Raw genomic sequence first — 19,928 nt, forward strand, 5'->3', positions numbered from 1 at the left:
CTAACTTGACACCAGTCCCTGCCGGAAACCCGCCAGCGACCACACGATCTAACTCTAACCAATCCTGTCATCCTGATCGAAGGTGAATGTCATGCATACCAAACGCTTACTCCCCCTCCTCGCCGCTATCTTCGCCCTTGCCGGCGGCACGGCCCAGGCGCAAACCGCGGCCGCACCGCAAACCACTGACAGCGTGCGCGTCACGACTGGCACCTACTATCACGTCACAGCCCAGGAAGCCTTCGACATCGAACAGCAATACCGCATGTCGAATGGACAACGCCTGGAAGTCCAGCAGCAGCACAACCGTTTCTTTGGCCGCCTGATCGACGACCGTGAATTGCGGGCAAAGCCCAGCGTGGAAATCTATCCCACCGGGCCAGGCCAGTTTGTCAGCAAAAAGGGCGCGACCTTCGTTTTCAGCAATGCGGGCGACCGCGTGGTGATCGACGACGCCCAGTTCCTGCCCGGCTTGCGCATGCCCGCCGACATGCGCAGCGCCAGCACCGCAGCTGGCAGCGGCAGCATCCGCCTCGTGTCGCGTTAAGCGCCGGGCCCAGCATCGAACGCCGGGGGCAAATCGCCCCCGCCGGTGGCGCCATGCCGGATGAATAATTCTGACCGGCGCACTGAACAATTCCCCTGAATGCAGCTTACAATGCGATGACACATGGCCTGTGCGGTCGCAGGCTGGGGCTAAGTTTGCGGGGGAGAATGCTTGAATGGAAATGTTCGCGCTCGAACATGACGTAGCGCAGTGGGAAAGCGCATTGCTGCCGTCGCGCGGTGCCGGGCGCGTACCGCTGCTGCTGTTGCTATCCTGGCATTTGCGCCAGCGTGATTGCACCAGAGCAATTGCGCTGAGCGAGGAAGCGCAGCTGCTGCTGCCGCTGGCCGGCCTGGAAGCGGCAGCAATGGAACAGGCGCGCGCGCGCTTGCAACTGGTGCAGGCGGAAGTAGCGTGGCTGCAAGGCGCGCTCGACTCCGCGGAAAGCCTGGCCATGGCGGCGCACGCCATCCTGTGCGAGCACAGCGACGGCGCCGGTTGCGCCGACGCCCACTGGCTGCTGTCCTCGATCGCCGTCGACCGGGGCGACCATGCCCGTTGCGATGCCGAACTGCTGGCCGCAGCGGAGCAAGCGCGCGGCGCCGGCGATGCGATGCGCGCCCGCCTGGCCGACGCGGCCTCGGCGCGCTGGGCCGTCTTGCGCGATGCGCCAGCCGCGCAGGCGCGCTGGGGCAAGCACTTCCAGGCCGACAGCGCCAGCGGCAAGCTGCCTGCGCCGTTGGCCGCCTGGGTGCACGACTACCGTGGCTTGCTGGCGCATACGTCGCGCGACCTGGGCGCGGCTGCCGGCCACTACATGCAAAGCTATGAAGCGGCGCTGGAAAGCGGCCAGCTGCGCGGCGCCATCACGGCCGCCATCAATATCGGTGACTGCTTCTCCAGCCTCAACGACAACGAATCGGCCCTCGAATGGATGCAGTGCGCGCTGGACCTGGCGCGCCCCACCGGCTGGCCGCGCAGCATCGGCGCCTGCCAGACGCATACAGCCGAAACCATGCGCAAGCTGGGACGCCTGGCCGCCGCCGAAGACTTGCTGCGCGAAGCGCTGCACATCCTGACCCCCGTGTCGGGTGCGCGCACGTATGCCAACGCGCTGTTCCACCTGGGCGAACTGAGCCTGGACAAGGGCGACTACGACACGGCGCTCGACGCCTTCAGCCGCCTGGCGCAGCGCGCCGAAGCGCTGCGCCAGGCCGATTTCCGCAGCATGGCGCAGCGCGGCAGCGCCCACGCGCTGTCCTACCTGGACCGCCCGGACGAGGCGTTGCAAGCGGCCGAGCGGGCTTGCCAGCTGGCCACGGCGCAGGGCGACGCCATGCACCAGGTGGCGGCGCTGCGCGTCCTGGCCATGCTGCATGCGCGCCACGAGCTGCCGCCGCCGGCAGGCATGCAGGAACGCAATCCGGCCCTGCATTTCCTGCACCAGGCGCTGCAGGTAGCCTCTTCCATCGAAGGCTATGTGCCGCCCGGCGAACTGCTCGATGCGCTGGCGCGCGAATACGCCCATGCGGGCGACTATGCGCGCGCCTACGATATCGCCCTCGATGCTGGCGTGGCGCGCGAAAAAAGCCACACCCAGCAAGCCAGCAACCGCGCCACCGCCATGCAGGTCTATCACCAGACGGAACATGCGCGCTCGGAAGGCTATCACCACCGCGAGCTGGCCGCTTCCGAAGCGCGCCGCGCCGAAGTGCTGCAGCAGACCAGCGACACGCTGGAACGGCTGTCGGCCATCGGCCAGGAAATCACCACTCACCTCGACGCCAGCGCCGTGTTCCAGGTGCTCGACCGCCACGTGCATGCCTTGCTGCCAGTCAACACCTTCGCCGTCTACATGCTCGATGCGGCGGGCACGGCGCTGCGCCGCGCACACGGCATGGAAGCGGGCCGTCCCCTGCCCGACAACGCCATTCCACTGAGCAATCCACGCGCCTACTCCGTGCGCTGCCTGCTGGGCCGGCGCGAAGTGTATATCGACCAGGTGCCGCCCAAGCGCCACGCCTACACCGTGCCCGGCACCCTGCATAACCAGAGCGTGCTATATGTGCCCTTGACGGTGGGCGAGCGCGTGCTGGGCGTGATGACGGTGCAGGCTTGCCATGCCCATGCCTACGGCGAACGCGAGCGGCTGATCTTCCGCACTCTGTGCGCGTATGGCGCCATCGCGCTCGACAATGCCAGCGCCTACCGGCAGTTGCAAGATGCCCAGGCGCAACTGGTGTCGCAGGAAAAACTCGCCGCCCTCGGTTCCCTGATGGCCGGCGTGGCACATGAACTCAATACCCCCATCGGCAACAGTCTGTTGATCGCCAGCACCATGCAGCAAAAGACGGAAGACGTGGAACGCCTGATGAACGGTCCCGGCCTGCGCCGCTCCGACCTGGCCGCCTACATCGACGATGCGGGCAAGGCGTCGGCGCTGGTGATGCGCGGCCTGCACAGTGCGGCCGACCTGGTCAACAGCTTCAAGCAGGTGGCCGTCGACCGCACCACCGAACAGCGGCGCCAGTTTGACTTGCAACAAGTGAGCAATGAAATCATCGCCACCGTCATGAACCGCATCCGCAGCTCGGGCCACCGAATCGAGACGGACATCGATTTCGGTATCGCCATGGACAGCTATCCGGGCCCGTTCGGCCAGGTGATCACCAACCTGATCAACAACGCCCTGCTGCACGCGTTCGCTCCCGCGCCCAACGATGGCGGCGCCGGCGCGGGCTGCATGCGCCTGTCCGCCACGCTCGATGGCGCGCGCGTACAGATCGTCTTTGCCGACAATGGCGGCGGCATCGCCGAACAGCATCTGTCACGCATCTTCGACCCCTTCTTTACTACCAAGCTGGGCCAAGGCGGCAGCGGCCTCGGTTTGTCGATCAGCTACAACATCGTCACGGCCTTGCTGGGCGGCACCATCCAGGTGGCCAGCAGCTCCTCCGGTACGCGTTTCACGCTCGATCTGCCGCTGGTGGCGCCGCAGATCGATGCGGCCAGCCCGGCCAACATCTATTGAGCCGGCAAGAGCCTGGCTGGACGCGGCCACTTGTCTACACAAGTACCCGTCCCGCCAGTCTTTCCAATCTAAAAGCAAAACCCTTATAATTGAATGGCTGAAGTCCCTGCCATTGCATGATTTACAACTTGGCAAACCGCATCGACCCGCGCGACAAACAGGCACGGGCACCGATCAACACAGCAGCGCGCCGGGCGAGGCAGTCATCAGACGAGATGTTGTACGCTGATGCAACCCGGCGGGAAAGGCACGCCGCCGGCGGCCTGCGCATCTTCAAGTGGTCATTATGTCGATAAAAAAACCGATCAAGCACTACCTCCAGTTCTCCGATTTCACGTTGGAAGAGTACGAATATGTGATCGAACGCGCCCATCTGATCAAGCGCAAGTTCAAGAATTACGAAATCTACCATCCACTGATCGACCGCACCCTGGTGATGGTCTTTGAAAAGAACTCCACCCGCACGCGATTGTCGTTCGAAGCGGGCATGCACCAGCTGGGCGGCGCCGCCATCTACCTGAACACGCGCGATTCCCAACTGGGCCGCGGCGAGCCGGTGGAAGACGCGGGCCAGGTCATGTCGCGCATGTGCGACATCATCATGGTGCGCACGTTTGGCCAGGAAATCATCGAGCGTTTCGCCGCCAATTCGCGCGTGCCGGTGATCAATGGACTGACCAATGAACACCACCCGTGCCAGGTGTTTGCCGACATCTTCACCTACATCGAACACCGCGGCTCGATCACCGGCAAGGTCGTCGCCTGGATCGGCGACGCCAACAACATGCTGTACTCGTGGCTGCAGGCGGCCGAAGTGTTCGGTTTCCACGTCAACGTGTCGACGCCGCAGGGCTACGACATCGACTTGTCGCAAGTCAAGACCGAACGCTACACCTTCTTTGCCAACCCGTCCGACGCCTGTGAGGGCGCGCACCTGGTCAACACGGACGTGTGGACCAGCATGGGCTACGAAGCGGAAAACGCGGCCCGCATTGCCGCCTTCGACGGCTGGATCGTCGATGGCGCGAAGATGGCCCGCGCCGCGCCCGACGCGCTGTTCATGCACTGCCTGCCCGCCCACCGCGGCGAGGAAGTGGCCGCCGAAGTGATCGACGGCCCGCAATCGGTGGTGTGGGACGAGGCGGAAAACCGCCTGCACGTGCAAAAAGCGCTGATCGAATACCTGTTACTCGGTAAAATCAACTAATTCGCCAGGCACTGCAACCATTCTGGCAGCATCGCAATACATACATCGACAACGACAACTGGAAGCAATATGAGCGACATTAAAAAAGTAGTCCTGGCCTATTCCGGCGGACTCGACACCTCCGTCATCCTGAAATGGCTGCAAGATAACTACCAGTGCGAAATCGTCACCTTCACGGCCGACCTGGGCCAGGGCGAGGAACTGGAACCGGCGCGCGCCAAGGCCATCAAATTCGGCATCAAGCCGGAAAACATCCATATCGAAGATGTACGCGAAGAATTCGTGCGCGATTTCGTCTTCCCGATGTTCCGCGCCAACACCGTGTACGAAGGCGAATACTTGCTGGGCACCTCGATCGCCCGTCCGCTGATCGCCAAGCGCCTGATCGAGATCGCCAACGCCACCGGCGCCGACGCCATCTCGCACGGCGCAACCGGCAAGGGCAATGACCAGGTGCGTTTCGAACTGGGCGCCTACGCGCTCAAACCTGGCGTGAAAATCATCGCCCCATGGCGCGAGTGGGATCTGCTGTCGCGCGAAAAGCTGCTGAAGTACGCGGAAGACGCCGGCATCGACATCGACATGAAGCACAAGAACGGCGGCGCGCCGTACTCGATGGACGCCAACTTGCTGCACATCAGCTTTGAAGGCCGTCACCTGGAAAACCCGAGTGCCGAAGCGGAAGAAAGCATGTGGCGCTGGACCGTCAGCCCTGAAAAGGCGCCGGACGAAGCGGAATACCTGGACATCGAATACGAAAAAGGCGACATCGTCGCCATCAACGGCGTGCGCATGTCGCCCGCCACCGTGCTGGCCGAACTGAACAAAGTGGGCGGTAAGCATGGCGTTGGACGCCTGGACCTGGTGGAAAACCGCTACGTCGGCATGAAATCGCGCGGCTGCTATGAAACCCCGGGCGGCACCATCATGCTGAAAGCCCACCGCGCCATCGAATCGATCACCCTGGACCGTGAAGTGGCCCACCTGAAAGATGACCTGATGCCGCGCTACGCGTCGATGATCTACAACGGCTACTGGTGGGCGCCCGAGCGCGTTGCGCTGCAAACCCTGATCGACCATACGCAGGAAACCGTGAACGGCTGGGTACGCATCAAGCTGTACAAGGGCAATGTCATCGTCGTCTCGCGCGATTCGAAGACCGATTCGCTGTTCGACATGAACATCGCCACCTTCGACGAAGACGGCGGCGCCTACAACCAGGCCGATGCCGGCGGCTTCATCAAGCTGAACGCCTTGCGCATGCGCATCGCCGCCATCGCCCGCGAAAAGCGCGGCCAGAAGTAATTAGTTGCCGGAAGGCACTACCTCCCGCGCCAGCCGAAAGCCGCCCAAGGGCGGCTTTTTTACGTCTGAAACGCACTGGTCCGCGATTTACGCCCCTGCAGCTCCCGTATCACCCCCCCGTTTTGCTGTCCCCGTGGCAAAATGCTACAGTGCAATTTAGTCGAAACTTCCCGCTTCCGGAGCCACCATGTTCAAAGACCTGAGTATCAAGAATAAACTGTACCTGGGCTTCGGCTCCATCGTGGCCATCATCCTGATCCTGCTGGGCGTCGCCTACAACAGCTTTTCGCGCCTGTCGGAAGCCAATGCATGGGACCGCCACACGATGGAAGTGCTGGTCGAGATCGACAAGATCCACAATTCCATCCTGCAAATCCAGGTGGAGGTGCGCGGGTTCATCCTGACCGGCAACGAAGCCTCGCTGAACCCGGAAACGGACGAGATGGCGGTGCTGAGCCAGCACACGCAAAAAGCCATCGCCATGACGGTCGACAACAAGCAACAGTCAGAACGCTTCCGCAAGATCGACCAGCTGACCACGACCTGGGTCAAGGACTGGATCAATCCGCTGATCGAGAAACGCCGCGCGCTGGGCAATGCCCCGGGCGCGACGGAATCAGTGGCGCGCAGCATGCCGCCGACCGGCTACCCGGCCGTCGCGCAAGCGAACAAGCTGCTCGACGAAGTCGCTGCCGAGGAAAGCCGCTTGCTGGCCGAACGCACGGCCAACACGGCAAAATTGCAGGAAACCATGCTGCTGACCCTGGCCTTGGGCGGCTTGCTGTGCGTGGTGCTGGCGCTGGGCATTTCCTACCTGTTGGGCCGTTCCATCCTCGGTCCGCTGAACAACCTGACGGATGCCGTCGGGCGCATCGCCGGCGGCGAGCAGAACGCGCGCGCCGCCATCCTCTCGCGCGACGAGCTGGGCAAGGTGACGGAAGAATTCAACCGCATGGCGCAAACCATCCAGGACAACCAGGCCAATGAACTGGCCGCGACCAACAGTTTGCGGGCCAAGGTCGATTCCTTGCTGGAAGTGGTATCGAAGGCGGCCTCGGGCGACCTGACGGGCAAGGTCAGCATCACGGGCAGCGATGCCATCGGCCAGCTGGGCAACGGCCTGGCGAAGATGTTCGAGAACCTGCGCAGCCTGCTCAACAATGTACAAAAGGCCGGCATCCAGGTGACGACGTCGGCCACGGAAATCGCCGCCTCGGCACGCCAGCAGGAAGCCACCGGTATTGAGCAAGCGCAAACCAGCGTGGAAATCCTCAGCACCACCAAGGAAATCTCGGCCAATACGAGCCAGTTGCTCAAAACCATGGAAGACGCCACGGCCGTGGCCGACTACACGACGAATGCCACGGCCGAAGCGCAAAACAACCTCAAGCGCATGGATTCGACCATGCAGCACATGGTCTCGGCCACCGATTCCATCAACGCCAAGCTGGCCGCCCTGTCGGAAAAGGCCAGCAATATCAATAGCGTGCTGATCACCATCACCAAGGTGGCCGACCAGACCAACATCCTCTCGCTGAACGCCGCCATCGAGGCGGAAAAGGCGGGCGAAGCGGGCCGCGGCTTCTCCGTCGTGGCTACCGAGATTCGCCGCCTGGCCGACCAGACCTCTGTTTCCACCTGGGATATCGAGCAAATGCTCAAGGAAATGCAGTCGGCCGTGTCGGCCAGCGTGATGGGCATGGATAAATTTTCTGAGGAAATTCGCCGCAGCGTGGGCGAAGTGCGGCAAGTGGCCGAGCAGCTGTCATCCGTGATGGACCAGGTGCAAAAACTCACGCCGCAATTTGATGCCGTGCTGCAAGGCATGCAGTCGCAAGCGATAGGCGCGTCGCAAATTTCCGACACCATGATGCAGCTCAACGACGCCACCCAGCAAACGGTGGAATCCTTGAAAGCCACCAGCGAAGCGGTGCACCAGCTGCAATATGCGGCGGGCGACCTGCAGTCGAGCGTGTCGTCCTTCGCCGTCACCATCTGATCCCATGAAAGTGCTGCTCTTTCACATCGGACGCGACCGCTACGGCCTGCCCCTGGCCAGCATCGTGCGCGTCTTGCCGCTGCTGGAGCTGAAACAATTGCCGCTCACGCCAGACTATGTAGCCGGCCTGATGGACTTGCACGGCAAGCCCGTGCCCGTGATCGATCTGTCGCGCCTGGCCGGGCTGCCGGCCGCCGCCGCGCAGTTCGACACGCGCATCGTCATCGTCGACTACCGCGCACCTGGCGGCACCACGCATGCGCTGGGCGTGATGGCCTCGCAGGTGCGCGGCATCGCCGACATCGACCCGCAAGGGCTTGAAGACAGCGGCGTGGCGACGGCGCCGTTCCTGGGCCAGGTGGCCAGCGACGCTGACGGCATCGTGCAGCTGATCGAACTGGCACACCTGCTGCCGCCCGACGTGCGCGCGCTGCTGTTTCAAGACGCGGGCGCAACATGACGGCACAAACCCTGCTGCGCCGCGCGACCGGTCTGTCCGTCTCCAAAGCCGTGGCCGAGCGGGCCGTCGGCCAGCGCATGGAGCAAACGGGCTTCAGCGATAGTGCAGCCTACCTGCAGGCGCTCACGCCGGCCGAAATGACGCAATTGATCGAACTGGTGGTGGTGCCGGAATCGTGGCTGTTCCGCGACCCGCAGGCGTTCTACGCCACCGTCGAACTGGTGCAGGAACGCTGGGCACGCGGGCGCGCCACGCGCATCCTGTCGATTCCGTGCGCGGGCGGCGAAGAACCGTATTCGATGGCCATGGCGCTGCGCGACGGCGGCGTGCCAAAACAGGCCTTCAGCATCGACGCGTATGACCTCAGCCCCGGCTGCATCGAGCGGGCGCAGGTGGGCGTGTATGGCCGCAACGCCTTCCGTGCGCAGGACGTGGCCTTTCGCGAACGCTATTTCACGCACGTGGCCGATGACGCCTACCGCATCATCGACGCCTTGCGCGAACAGGTGACCTTCAGGCAGGGCAATCTGCTGCTGTTCGATACGGCCACCTACAGCCGCCATTACGACGTCATCTTTTGCCGCAACCTGCTGATTTATTTCGACAAGCCGACCACGCGCGCGGCCATCCATAACCTGTCCGCCCTGCTGGCCGACGACGGCATGCTGCTGGCCGGCTACGCGGAAGTGCCGTCGTTCTGCCAGAACGGCTTTGCGCCGCTGCAGTTCCGCCAGGCCTTCGCGCTGAAAAAGGAAGCCACGCCACCGGCCGCAGTGATCCAGGTGGCCGCCTTGCCGCCGCCGACGCGCGCGCTGCGCAGCGTGCCGCCCGCGCCACGGCCCGCGCCGGCCCGCGCCGCCCCTGCTCCGGCGGCGCGTCCGCGTCCCGTGCCGGTGCAGGCGCCGCAGCCACCGGCGGATCTGCTGGCCGAAGCGCGCCTGCTGGCCGACCGTGGCCAGTTGCGCGAGGCGGGTGAAAAATGCCACGCCCACCTGGCCCGCGTGCCCGAGGCGGCCGAAGCGTATTTCATGCTGGGCATCATCAATGAACTGGCCGGCAAGATGGACCTGGCCGACGACTACTGGCGCCGCTGCATCTATTTGCAGCCGGACCATTACGAGGCGCTGTGCCACCTGTCCCTGCTGGCCGAACGCAATGGCAACCACACGGCCGCCGCCACCCTGAAGGCGCGCGCGGCGCGCATCTACCAGCGCCGCCAGGCGTCCAACTAAGGGGCATGCATGACAAACCTCATCGCCACCGAGTCCCCCGCCAGCATCGACGACTGCTGGAACCATATCGGCGTGGTCGGCGACCAGAGCTGCCCCAAGCTGCCAGCCAACGTGCATTGCCGCAATTGCGACGTGTATGCAGGTGCCGCCCAGCGCAACCTGCAGCGGCCCGTCGATGAGCACTACCAGCGCGACTGGGCCAGCCACTTCCGCCAGATCGATGCGGGCGGCGAAGTGCGCGACAGCTCGGTGCTGGTGTTTCGCATCGGCCGCGAGTGGCTGGCGCTGCCCACGCGCGTGTTCGACTCCGTCGCGCCCCAAGCGAAGCCGCACGTGCTGCCGCACCGCAGCGGGCGCGGCCTGTCTGGCATCGTCAATATCGGCGGCAAGCTGTATCCGTGCATGTCGCTGGCCACCCTGCTGGGCATCGATGAGCAGGGAGCGCCGCCCGCCAAGGGACGCCATACGTTCGCGCGCCTGTTGCTGCTGCGCTGGGAAGAGCAAGCCTACGCGCTGCCCGTGGCCGACCTGCACGGCATCGTGCGCTATGCGTCGGGCAGCCTGCAAACGCCGGCGGCCACCATCAACAAGGGCCTGTCGCGCTTTCTGTCTGGTGTCATCACCGAGGGCGACATGCGCATCGGCTGCCTGGACACGGCGCTGATCGGTTTTCAACTTGCGAGACTATTACGATGAGCCAGGACCAGCACGGCGACCTGAGTGCCTTTTCCATGCTGGACCTGTTCCGCATGGAGGCGGACAGCCAGACCCAGATTCTTACCGATGGCTTGCTGGCCATGGAGCGCCATGCGGGCGACGCGGCCGCCGTCGAATCGATGATGCGCGCGGCGCACTCGATCAAGGGCGCCGCCGCCATCGTCGGCCTGCAAGTGGTGGTGCAGCTGGCGCACGGCATGGAAGACAGCTTTGTCGCCGCCCAGCATGGCCGCTTGAAACTCACGCCGGAGCGGGTCGACGTGCTGCTGTCGGGCGTCGACCTGATCGTGCAGCTGTCGCGCCTCGACGATGCGGGTGCCGAAGCGTGGCTGGCCGCCAACGCGACGCAGATCGACCAGATCCTGAACGCCATCGCCGGCATCGCCGAGCTGCCGGAGCTACCCGCCCTGCCCTCGCTGCCTTCGCCTGTGCCGACAGCAGCGCCCTTGCCGCCGCTCCCCACCGAACTGCAAGCCCTCGTGGCCGGCGGCCTGGCGGGCGAGGAAGTGGAGTCGGCGGCCGCCCACGCGCCGCGTACCGGCGCGCCAGCCAAGGCCCAGGCGCAGAATTTCGACAAACTGCTGTCGCTGGCCAGCGAATCGCGCATCAATGCGCACCAGATGCACCCGTTCATCGGCGCCCTGCAGCGCTTCAAGCGCAACCAGAGCAGCCTGTTTTCCGCCATCGAACAGCTGCACGTCGCCATTGCCCGCTCGGGCGACCCGGACCTGATGGAAAAATCCCTGCTGGCGCTGCACAAGACGCAGCCCCTGAAGCAGTTCATGCTCGAGCACATCGCCGATATCGAAACCTATGAACGGCGCCTGCTGGCCGTCTCGCAGGGCATGGTCGACGAAGTGCTGGCGCTGCGCATGCGCCCTTTCCGCGACGGCATCCACGCGTTTCCGCGCATGGTGCGCGACCTGGCGCGCAGCCTGGGCAAGGAAGTGCAGCTGGAGATCGACGGCGAAGACACGCTGGTCGACCGCGACATCCTGGCGAAGATCGAAAGCCCGCTGAACCACATGCTGAGGAATGCCATCGACCATGGCATGGAAGGCCCGTACGAGCGCATCGACGCGGGCAAGGCAGCAATGGGCACGATACGCATGGAAGCGCGCCACCGCGCCGGCATGCTGAGCATCGAGATCAGCGACGACGGGCGCGGCGTCGACCTGGAAAAAATCCGCCAGTCCGTCATCGAGCGCAAGATGGCCAGCCCCGCCATGGCCGCCGCGCTGTCGCCGGGCGAGCTGCTGGAATTTTTGTTCCTGCCCGCCTTCAGCCTGAAAGCGACGGCCAACCAGCTGTCCGGGCGCGGCGTGGGCCTCGATATCGTGCATGAGACGATACGCCAGCAAAACGGCACGGTGCGCCTGGAATCGGAGCCGAGACGGGGTTTTCGCGCCCTGATTACCCTGCCGCTGACGCAGTCGATCGTGCGCGCGCTGGTGATCGACATCCAGGGCGAGGCCTACGCCATCCCCATCGTCAAGGTGGAAAGCGTGGTGCGCGTGCCGCAAGCGGCCATCCACACCTTGGAAAACAAGCAGTTCTTTGAACTCAAGGGCGAGCATCTGGGCCTGGTGTCGGCGGCGCAGGTGCTGGAGCTGGGCGAAATGCCCAGCAGCGCCGACGATTTGCCGGTGGTGGTGATCGGACGCGGCAAGCAGAGCTATGCGCTGGTGGTCGACGCCATCCGCGGCGAGCAAAGCCTGGCGGTGCAGGCCATCGATCCGATCTTTGGCAAGATGCGCGACATTTCCGCCGCCGCCCTGCTCGACGACGGCGAGCCGGTACTGATCCTCGACGTGCCCGATTTGCTGCTGTCGATCGACAAGCTGCTGCACGAGGGCGGCCTGCACCAGCTGGCGCAGGCCGGCCACGCGCAGCAGCGCCGCGCCAAGCGCATCCTGGTGGTCGATGATTCGCTGACGGTGCGCGAAATGGAGCGCAAGCTGCTGCTGGCGCGCGGTTTCGAGGTCGATGTGGCGATCGACGGCATCGACGGCTGGAACGTGGTGCGCAGCGGCGAATACGACCTGGTGATCACCGACGTGGACATGCCGCGCATGGATGGCATCGAGCTGGTCTCGCTGATCAAGAAGGACCTGCACCTGCACAAGCTGCCGGTGATGATCGTCTCGTACAAGGACCGCCCGGAAGACCGCGCGCGCGGCCTGTCCGCGGGCGCCGATTATTATCTGACCAAAGGCAGCTTCCACGACGAGACCTTGCTCGACGCGGTGGCGGACCTGATAGGAGATGCCCGCTTATGAGCTGCACTTCATGAAAATTGCCATTGTTAACGATGTCGCCATGGCCGCCGAAGCCCTGCGCCGGGTGGTGGCCAGCACGCAGGAGCACCAGGTGTTGTGGATCGCCCGCACGGGACTCGAAGCGGTGCGCATGTGCGAGGGCAACCGCCCCGACCTGATCCTGATGGACCTGAACATGCCGGAGATGGATGGCGTCGAGGCGACGCGCCTGATCATGGAGCAAAGCCCGTGCGCCATTCTGGTGGTCACAGGACGCCCGCAAGACAATGTCAACCAGGTGTTCCGCGCGCTGGGCGCCGGCGCGCTCGACGTCACGGCCACCCCCGTGCTGCAGGGGGAAGTGGGCGGCGACAGCGAACTGCTGGCCAAGATCAAGACCATCGGCAAGCTGATACGCCACAGCACCGAAGCGCCGCCGCCGCGCCAGGTGCATGTCAACGGCGAGCGCGGCGATGGCCAGGTCACCACCCTGGTGGCCATCGGCGCCTCGACGGGCGGGCCGTCAGCGGTAGCCAAGGTGCTGTCCGGCTGGACGGCGCCGCCCGGCTGCGCCATCGTGGTAGTGCAACATATCGATGAAACCTTCGCCTCGCATTTCGCCAAATGGCTGGACGATCAATTGGACATGCCGGTGCGCGTGATCGCCGAGGGCGACGAACTGGTGGCCGGCAGCGTGCTGGTCGCCAAGACCAATGATCACCTGCTGCTAGATCAAAATTATCGTTTGGGTTACGATGCGGCACCACGCGAGTATGTTTACCGTCCTTCCGTCGATGTCTTCTTTCATTGCGTGGCACAGCACTGGCGCGGCGATGCCATCGGCGTGTTGCTCACAGGCATGGGCCGCGATGGCGGCGACGGCTTGCTGGCCATGCGCCGCGCGGGCAAGACGACGATAGCGCAAGACCAGGCCAGCAGTGCCGTGTATGGCATGCCGCGCGCGGCAGCCGAACTCGATGCAGCGCAGCAAATCCTGCCATTGGATAGAATAGGCGCCAGCCTGCGCAACCGCCTGGGCGCAAAACTCAACAATGGGTGGGAGTCCTCCCCTAACATCTGAAAAGAATGCAATGCCAGAATTTTCCTCCAGTTTCACCCTGCATGAGCCCGCATTGACCGAATTCAAGGTCAGCGTGCTGCTGGTGGACGACCAGTTGATCATTGCTGAGGCAATCCGGCGCATGCTGAGCGACCAGCAGGATATCGAGTTTCATTACGTGACCGACGCCACGCAGGCGCTGGATACGGCGCTGCGCTTGCAACCGACCGTCATCCTGCAAGACCTGGTGCTGCCTGGCATCGACGGCTTCGCGCTGATCCAGCTGTACCGCGAAAACGCGGCGCTGGCGCATGTGCCGGTGATCGTGCTGTCGGCCAAGGATGACCCGAAACTGAAGGCCCACAGCTTTGCCGTCGGCGCCAATGATTACGTGGTGAAACTGCCGGACCGCCTGGAATTGCTGGCGCGCATACGCTACCATTCCAATGCGCACATCAGCCGCCTGCAGCGCGACCAGGCATTTCGCTTCCTGCGCGAAAGCCAAAAAAACCTGGCCGATGCGAATATTGAATTGCAGAAACTCGCCGCCCTCGATGGCTTGACGGGCATCGCCAACCGCCGCCGCTTCGATGAAACCTTGCAATTCGAATGGCAGCGGGGCCAGCGCGACAAGACGCCGCTGAGCCTGCTGTTCTGCGATATCGACCATTTTAAAAGCTATAACGATCACTTTGGCCACCTGGCGGGCGATCTGGGCCTGAAAAAAGTGGCCGCCGTGCTGACGGAGCATCTGAAACGCCCGGCCGACCTGACGGCCCGCTACGGCGGCGAGGAATTCGCCCTGATCCTGCCCGAGACGGAACTGGCTGGCGCGCTGCAAATCGCCGAAGCGTGCCGGCGTCACCTGGAGGGTTTGCGGATCGAAAACCCGGCGGCAAGCACGGGCATCGTCACCATCTCGATCGGCGTGGCCACCATCGTGCCGTCGCCGGACTCGACGGTCGAGCAACTGATCAACCGCGCCGACCAGGCCCTGTACGCGGCCAAGCGCGGCGGACGCAACAGCGTGCTGAGCGCCGATGACGTCGAAGACTGATTTTTAACTGAAGGAAAGTGAAGCATGAGCACACAACTGGACAATGTCAGCGTCGTCAAGAAATCGAATATCTACTTTGAGGGCAAGTGCGTCTCGCACAATGTCATCCTGGCCGATGGCACGAAGAAAAGCGTGGGCGTGATTTTCCCGTCATCGCTGCGCTTCAACACGGGCGCGCCGGAAACGATGGAAATCGTTGGCGGCCTGTGCAAGGTACGCCTGGCCGACGCGACAGAATGGAACAGCTATGCCGCAGGCCAGGAATTCAAGGTGCCGGGCAATAGCCATTTTGATATTGAAACGGTGGAGACATTAGATTATGTCTGCCACTTCGGTTGATTAAACAAACACAGGCTCGGGCGACAGGCGCACGCCATATTTCGCCTCTACATCATCCTGTATCGCTTTCGCCAGCCGGGTAATGTCTGCGCCACGAGCGCCGCCATTATTCACCAGAACCAGCGCCTGCTTGGGATACACTCCCGCGGGCCCCAGGTTTTTTCCCTTCCAGCCACACTGATCGATCAGCCAGCCGGCCGCCAGCTTTTCCGTGCCATCAGGCTGCGCATGGTGCACCAAGGTTGGGGAACGTTCCAACAAGGCAAGACATTGCTCGCGTGACACCACGGGATTCTTGAAGAAGCTGCCCGCATTGCCGATCACGGCCGGGTCCGGCAATTTACGCCGGCGTATCGCCATCACCGTTTCAGCCACCTGTTGCGGCGTCGGTTCGGCAAGATGGCGCTCGGCCACGGCCTGTGCCAGTTCCGCATAGCGCAAGTTCGGCTGCCACTCGGCAGGCAAGGCAAACGTCACTTCCAGCACGATCAGCTCGCGCCCATCCGCCTGCTTGAAGATGCTGTCGCGGTAAGCGAAACGGCAAGCATCGCGGTCCATGTCGAAGACGATGCCGCTGGCGCTGTGCATGACGCTCACGCTATGCAGATAATCCTTGATTTCAACGCCATACGCGCCAATATTCTGGATAGGGGCCGCGCCCACGGTACCGGGGATCAGCGACAGGTTTTCCAGCCCGCCCACGCCTTGCGCCAGGGTCCACTGCACGAAGTCGTGCCAGTTTTCACCGGCGGCGGCCGTGACGAGGATGGTCTCGAAGTCGGCCTGCGCCAGGCGCATGCCGCGCGTGGCCATGTGCAGCACGGCGCCGGGAAAGTCGCCCGTCAGGACGATGTTGCTGCCGCCGCCCAGTATCAGGCGCGGCATGGCGGACAAGGCGGGATCTTGCAGCGCGGCCTGCAATTCGGCTTGCGAAGTGATGCGTACGTAGGCGGCCGCATTGGCCGTGATGCCGAAGGTATTCAGGCGCTGGAGGGAGTAATTGTGTTCGATGGTGAGCTCTGGATGCATGGGATAGGGGAATTTTGCTCGATTATAGAGCGAAAGCGACAAAAAACCACCTCAGGACAAGGGCGACTCGCCCGTTGTCCGTTAAAATGTCGCATCTTTAACAGGGCCGTCCCATGGCGCAGAATCAGCCGCCAAGGCCCAGTGCGCCGAGCGCGCGCTCGCTTTAACAAGAAAAGGAACAGACCATGCCATCATTTGATGTAGTCTCCGAAGCCGATATGATCGAAGTCAAGAATGCCGTCGAGCAATCCAACAAGGAAATCACGACCCGCTTCGACTTCAAGGGCAGCGACGCCCGCGTCGAACACAAGGAAAACGAATTGACCGCGTTTGCGGACTCGGAATTCCAGCTCAGCCAGGTGCGCGACGTACTGACCAACAAATTGACCAAACGCAAGGTCGATGTGCGCTTCCTCGACGAAGGCGACATCAAGAAGATCGGCGGCGACAAGGTCAAGCAGATCATCAAGATCAAGAATGGCATCGAATCGGATGATGCCAAGAAAATCGTGCGCGTCATCAAGGACAGCAAGATGAAGGTGCAAGCGAGCATCCAGGGTGAAGCCGTGCGCGTCACGGGCGCCAAGCGCGACGACCTGCAGGCGGCCATGACCATGCTGCGCAAGGACGTGCCCGACATGCCGTTGGAATTTAACAATTTCCGCGATTAATTTCGATGCGGCGCGCGATCCGGCCCGCGCTTGCACCAGCATGCTGGCAAGCCGCCCCGGAGAGCCTGCCCGCTTGGGGTAGAATTGAAGCTGCGCACAGCTACATGCGCCCGCGCGCCCGACCGGCAGCGGGCTTGACCGTACATCTGGCTCAGTGATAACCACGGTAGTCTAAGGATAGCAATGAAACGTGTTGATGATTTCCGCCTGCGATTTGGCAAAAAAGAGTATGTGCCCATCATGATAGGCGGAATGGGTGTGGATATTTCCACGTCAGAGCTGGCCCTGGAAGCGGCCCGGCTGAACGGTATCGGCCATATCTCCGATGCCATGGTGGAAGATGTGTCGGATCGCCGTTTCGACACCACCTTCGTCAAAGACAAGACGAAACTGTACAAGTTCAACATCAATAATAGCGACAAGGCCGTGGTGCAGTTCGACCTGGGACGCTTGGCCGAAGCGCAGCGCCTGCATATCGGCCGCACCATGGAAGCGAAAAAAGGCGATGGCTTGATCTTCGTCAATTGCATGGAAAAGCTGACCATGAATGGCCCCCGCGAAACCTTGCGTGTGCGCCTGAATGCGGCGCTGGACGCGGGCATCGACGGCATCACCCTGTCGGCCGGCTTGCACTTCGGTTCGTTTGCCTTGATCGCCGACCATCCGCGTTTCCGCGATGCCAAGCTGGGCATCATCGTCTCGTCCGTGCGCGCCCTGCAGATTTTCCTGCGCAAGAACGCCAAGCTGGACCGCCTGCCCGACTTCATCATCGTCGAAGGACCATTGGCCGGCGGCCACCTGGGTTTCGGCATGGATTGGGCCAATTACGACCTGCACACGATTACCGCCGAAATCCTCGCCTACCTGAAGACGGAACAGCTGGACATCCCGCTGATCGCCGCTGGCGGCATTTTCACGGGCAGCGATGCCGTCTCCTTCCTGGAAGCGGGCGCAGCTGGCGTGCAAGTGGCGACGCGCTTCACCGTCACCGAGGAATGCGGCTTGCCAAACAAGGTCAAGCAGGAATACTACAAGGCCTCGGAAGAAGACATCATCGTCAACGGCGTCTCGCCGACGGGCTACCCGATGCGCATGCTGAAAAACACGCCCGCCATCGGCGCCGGCATCCGTCCAGGCTGCGAATCGTATGGCTACCTGCTCGACGCGACGGGCAACTGCGCGTACATCAACTCGTACAACCGCGAAGTGGCGGCCCATCCGGAACAAAAAACCGTCGTCGTGATGGACAAGACGTGCCTGTGCACCCACATGCGCAACTTCAACTGCTGGACCTGCGGCCATTACACGTATCGCCTGAAGGACACCACGCACAAGCTGGACAACGGCGAATACCAGATCCTGACGGCCGAACACGTCTTCAAGGACTACCAGTTCAGCGTCGACAACCAGATTGCCCTGCCGGAAAAAGCAGTCCAAGGCTGAATATGCTCAGCCTGAAATAAAAATGGCGCAGCCTGCGAAGGCTGCGCCATTTTTTATGCGGGAAGCATGTTTCGCAATGCCCGCTCGATCACCTCGAACTGTGGCCGCAGCAATACCTCTTCCTGCAGGCAAGCATCCATCATGGCCTGCAGGCCGGGCAAGGACGTCGCGCCATGCGCGATCAACTCGCCCAGCAGTACGCCAAAGGCGCGCGCCTCTATGCCCTGCAACAAGTCCCCTTGCGGCGAGCCGGGCGCAAACATGGACGCCGCGCCAAAGTCGCCCAGCAGGCACGCGCCACCATCCGCATGCAGGATATTGTGGCCATACAAATCGCCATGCACGATGCCGCGCGCATGCAGCTGGCACACGGCCGAGGCGATGCCATGGGCAATCGTCAACACTTGCGGTAAATCAAAGCGTGCGCCATCGGCATACACGTCGCGCGTGCACGATTCCAGGCTGGGCGGACCGGCCAAATTGCGGAAAGCGGCATCGATGAGCGGCATGACCAGGCCCATCGCCCCTTGCGGATGCCCATCGAGTGTCCCAAGGATGGGAATCAGGCCCGCATGTGCACCTGCGCCGACACAGGCGGCCATTTCGCTGCGCGGCAAGCCGTCGCTGGTCATCGCCCCCTTGAATACTTTGACGGCGACATCCTCTCGCCCATCGAGGCGGGCACGGTATATCACGCCCGATGCACCCTCGCCCAACTGCTGCGCCAATACCAGGCGCTGCCAGGCCACAGCCGCCGCGCCGGCACCGCTCAAGGCCGCCAGTTCGCGCACTTCCGTGAACGGGTTGCCCGCGTACGCAAGCCAGCTCAGGCACGGCAAAGACAGCAGGCAATCGGGCAGCGCCGTGAAACGGTTGGCGGCAATGCGCACCAGTTCCAACTGGCGGCAATTGGCCAGGGAGGCGGGCAAGCTGGCCAGGCAATTTCCCGCCAGCATGAGTTTCTGCAATGCACCGCACTTGCCCAGCTCATCTGGCAAGACTTCGATGGCATTGTCGGTCAGGGTCAGCCAGCGCAGCCTGGGCGGCAAGGCTGCGGCTGGCACATGGTCGATCCGGTTCGCCTTGAAACCGATCATTTCCAGCGCAGGACAGGAACCGAGCACGGCCGGCAAGGTGGTGAACAGATTATCCGAGCAAAAAATGATGCGCAGCTTGTGCAGCCGTGGCAAATCGTCAGGCAGGGAGGACAGCGCATTGCCCGACAAATCAAGGATTTCCAGGCTGTCGGCCAGGTCGAATATCTCACGGGGGAAGTCGCTCAAGCCGCAGGACAGCGTCAGGCGACGCACGCCGGCCAGTTGGCCAGTGTGTAATTGTTCCAGTGTATGCACAGCAGACAAGATATCCCTTTCAAAAACCCGGCAAACGCTGGTATCGCTCAATCCAGCGGACGTAAAAAAACCCCCACCGGATCACCGATGGGGGTTTTTTCGAATAACAAGCCTGACGATAACCTACTTTCACACTGGTTGCAGCACTATCATCGGCGCAAAGTTGTTTCACGGTCCTGTTCGGGATGGGAAGGGGTGGGACCAACTTGCTATGGTCATCA

The 19,928-nt window shown here is 62.8% G+C and carries 16 protein-coding genes and 1 rRNA gene; 14 read left to right on the forward strand and 3 right to left on the reverse strand.

What is annotated here, in order from left to right:
• Positions 1 to 91 precede the first annotated feature (91 nt).
• The 12 genes from ACP7EG_RS26425 to ACP7EG_RS26480 all read left to right on the forward strand — a co-directional run bounded on the left by ACP7EG_RS26425 (position 92) and on the right by ACP7EG_RS26480 (position 15,212).
• Positions 92 to 547 carry a hypothetical protein gene (locus ACP7EG_RS26425; RefSeq protein WP_426090043.1) on the forward strand — a complete coding sequence of 152 codons (456 nt, stop codon included), beginning with the start codon at positions 92 to 94 and terminating at the stop codon, positions 545 to 547.
• 181 nt (positions 548 to 728) lie between these two features.
• A complete protein-coding gene (locus ACP7EG_RS26430) occupies positions 729 to 3,578 on the forward strand; it encodes an ATP-binding protein (RefSeq protein WP_426090044.1) in 2,850 nt (949 codons plus the stop codon).
• A gap of 286 nt (positions 3,579 to 3,864) precedes the next feature.
• Positions 3,865 to 4,785, forward strand: a complete 921-nt coding sequence (argF, locus tag ACP7EG_RS26435; RefSeq protein ID WP_426090045.1) for an ornithine carbamoyltransferase — start codon at positions 3,865 to 3,867, stop codon at positions 4,783 to 4,785.
• A gap of 69 nt (positions 4,786 to 4,854) precedes the next feature.
• On the forward strand, positions 4,855 to 6,090 hold the full coding sequence (locus ACP7EG_RS26440; RefSeq protein WP_071078781.1) for an argininosuccinate synthase: 1,236 nt from the start codon (positions 4,855 to 4,857) through the stop codon (positions 6,088 to 6,090).
• Positions 6,091 to 6,277: 187 nt separating this feature from the next.
• Entirely contained in the window at positions 6,278 to 8,089 is a 1,812-nt protein-coding gene (locus ACP7EG_RS26445; RefSeq protein WP_426090046.1) for a methyl-accepting chemotaxis protein, read from the forward strand.
• A 4-nt stretch (positions 8,090 to 8,093) separates the two neighbouring features.
• Positions 8,094 to 8,549, forward strand: a complete 456-nt coding sequence (locus ACP7EG_RS26450) for a chemotaxis protein CheW (protein ID WP_426090047.1) — start codon at positions 8,094 to 8,096, stop codon at positions 8,547 to 8,549.
• Positions 8,546 to 9,781 (forward strand): CheR family methyltransferase, encoded by a 1,236-nt coding sequence (locus ACP7EG_RS26455; RefSeq protein ID WP_426090048.1) that lies wholly within the window; start codon positions 8,546 to 8,548, stop codon positions 9,779 to 9,781. The genes ACP7EG_RS26450 and ACP7EG_RS26455 overlap by 4 nt, the downstream gene beginning before the upstream one ends.
• 9 nt (positions 9,782 to 9,790) lie before the next feature.
• Positions 9,791 to 10,477 carry a chemotaxis protein CheW gene (locus ACP7EG_RS26460; protein ID WP_426090049.1) on the forward strand — a complete coding sequence of 229 codons (687 nt, stop codon included), beginning with the start codon at positions 9,791 to 9,793 and terminating at the stop codon, positions 10,475 to 10,477.
• Complete coding sequence (locus ACP7EG_RS26465) at positions 10,474 to 12,777, forward strand: hybrid sensor histidine kinase/response regulator (protein ID WP_426090050.1); 2,304 nt, start codon at positions 10,474 to 10,476, stop codon at positions 12,775 to 12,777. Before ACP7EG_RS26460 ends, ACP7EG_RS26465 begins: the two co-directional genes overlap by 4 nt.
• A gap of 10 nt (positions 12,778 to 12,787) precedes the next feature.
• Complete coding sequence (cheB, locus tag ACP7EG_RS26470) at positions 12,788 to 13,837, forward strand: chemotaxis-specific protein-glutamate methyltransferase CheB (RefSeq protein WP_426090051.1); 1,050 nt, start codon at positions 12,788 to 12,790, stop codon at positions 13,835 to 13,837.
• Positions 13,838 to 13,847: 10 nt separating this feature from the next.
• Positions 13,848 to 14,873 carry a diguanylate cyclase gene (locus tag ACP7EG_RS26475; protein WP_426090052.1) on the forward strand — a complete coding sequence of 342 codons (1,026 nt, stop codon included), beginning with the start codon at positions 13,848 to 13,850 and terminating at the stop codon, positions 14,871 to 14,873.
• A gap of 24 nt (positions 14,874 to 14,897) precedes the next feature.
• Positions 14,898 to 15,212: a pyrimidine/purine nucleoside phosphorylase gene (locus ACP7EG_RS26480; protein ID WP_426090053.1), complete on the forward strand. Its 315-nt coding sequence runs from the start codon at positions 14,898 to 14,900 to the stop codon at positions 15,210 to 15,212.
• Here the strand turns inward: ACP7EG_RS26480 and murB are convergent, their stop codons facing one another.
• A complete protein-coding gene (gene murB, locus ACP7EG_RS26485) occupies positions 15,213 to 16,241 on the reverse strand; it encodes a UDP-N-acetylmuramate dehydrogenase (protein WP_426090054.1) in 1,029 nt (342 codons plus the stop codon).
• A 185-nt stretch (positions 16,242 to 16,426) separates the two neighbouring features.
• On the opposite strand from murB, the gene ACP7EG_RS26490 reads away from it, so the two are divergent.
• Both ACP7EG_RS26490 and ACP7EG_RS26495 read left to right on the forward strand, forming a co-directional pair.
• On the forward strand, positions 16,427 to 16,912 hold the full coding sequence (locus tag ACP7EG_RS26490) for a YajQ family cyclic di-GMP-binding protein (RefSeq protein WP_010396032.1): 486 nt from the start codon (positions 16,427 to 16,429) through the stop codon (positions 16,910 to 16,912).
• Positions 16,913 to 17,095: 183 nt separating this feature from the next.
• Positions 17,096 to 18,355 carry a nitronate monooxygenase gene (locus tag ACP7EG_RS26495; protein ID WP_071078790.1) on the forward strand — a complete coding sequence of 420 codons (1,260 nt, stop codon included), beginning with the start codon at positions 17,096 to 17,098 and terminating at the stop codon, positions 18,353 to 18,355.
• Between the two features lie 53 nt (positions 18,356 to 18,408).
• Here the strand turns inward: ACP7EG_RS26495 and ACP7EG_RS26500 are convergent, their stop codons facing one another.
• Positions 18,409 to 19,707, reverse strand: a complete 1,299-nt coding sequence (locus ACP7EG_RS26500) for a leucine-rich repeat-containing protein kinase family protein (protein ID WP_426090060.1) — start codon at positions 19,705 to 19,707, stop codon at positions 18,409 to 18,411.
• 110 nt (positions 19,708 to 19,817) lie between these two features.
• A 5S ribosomal RNA gene (gene rrf / locus ACP7EG_RS26505) occupies positions 19,818 to 19,928 on the reverse strand; the annotation flags it as partial.

This window comes from Janthinobacterium sp. PSPC1-1 (genome assembly GCF_049897625.1).
GTDB lineage: Bacteria > Pseudomonadota > Gammaproteobacteria > Burkholderiales > Burkholderiaceae_D > Janthinobacterium > Janthinobacterium tructae.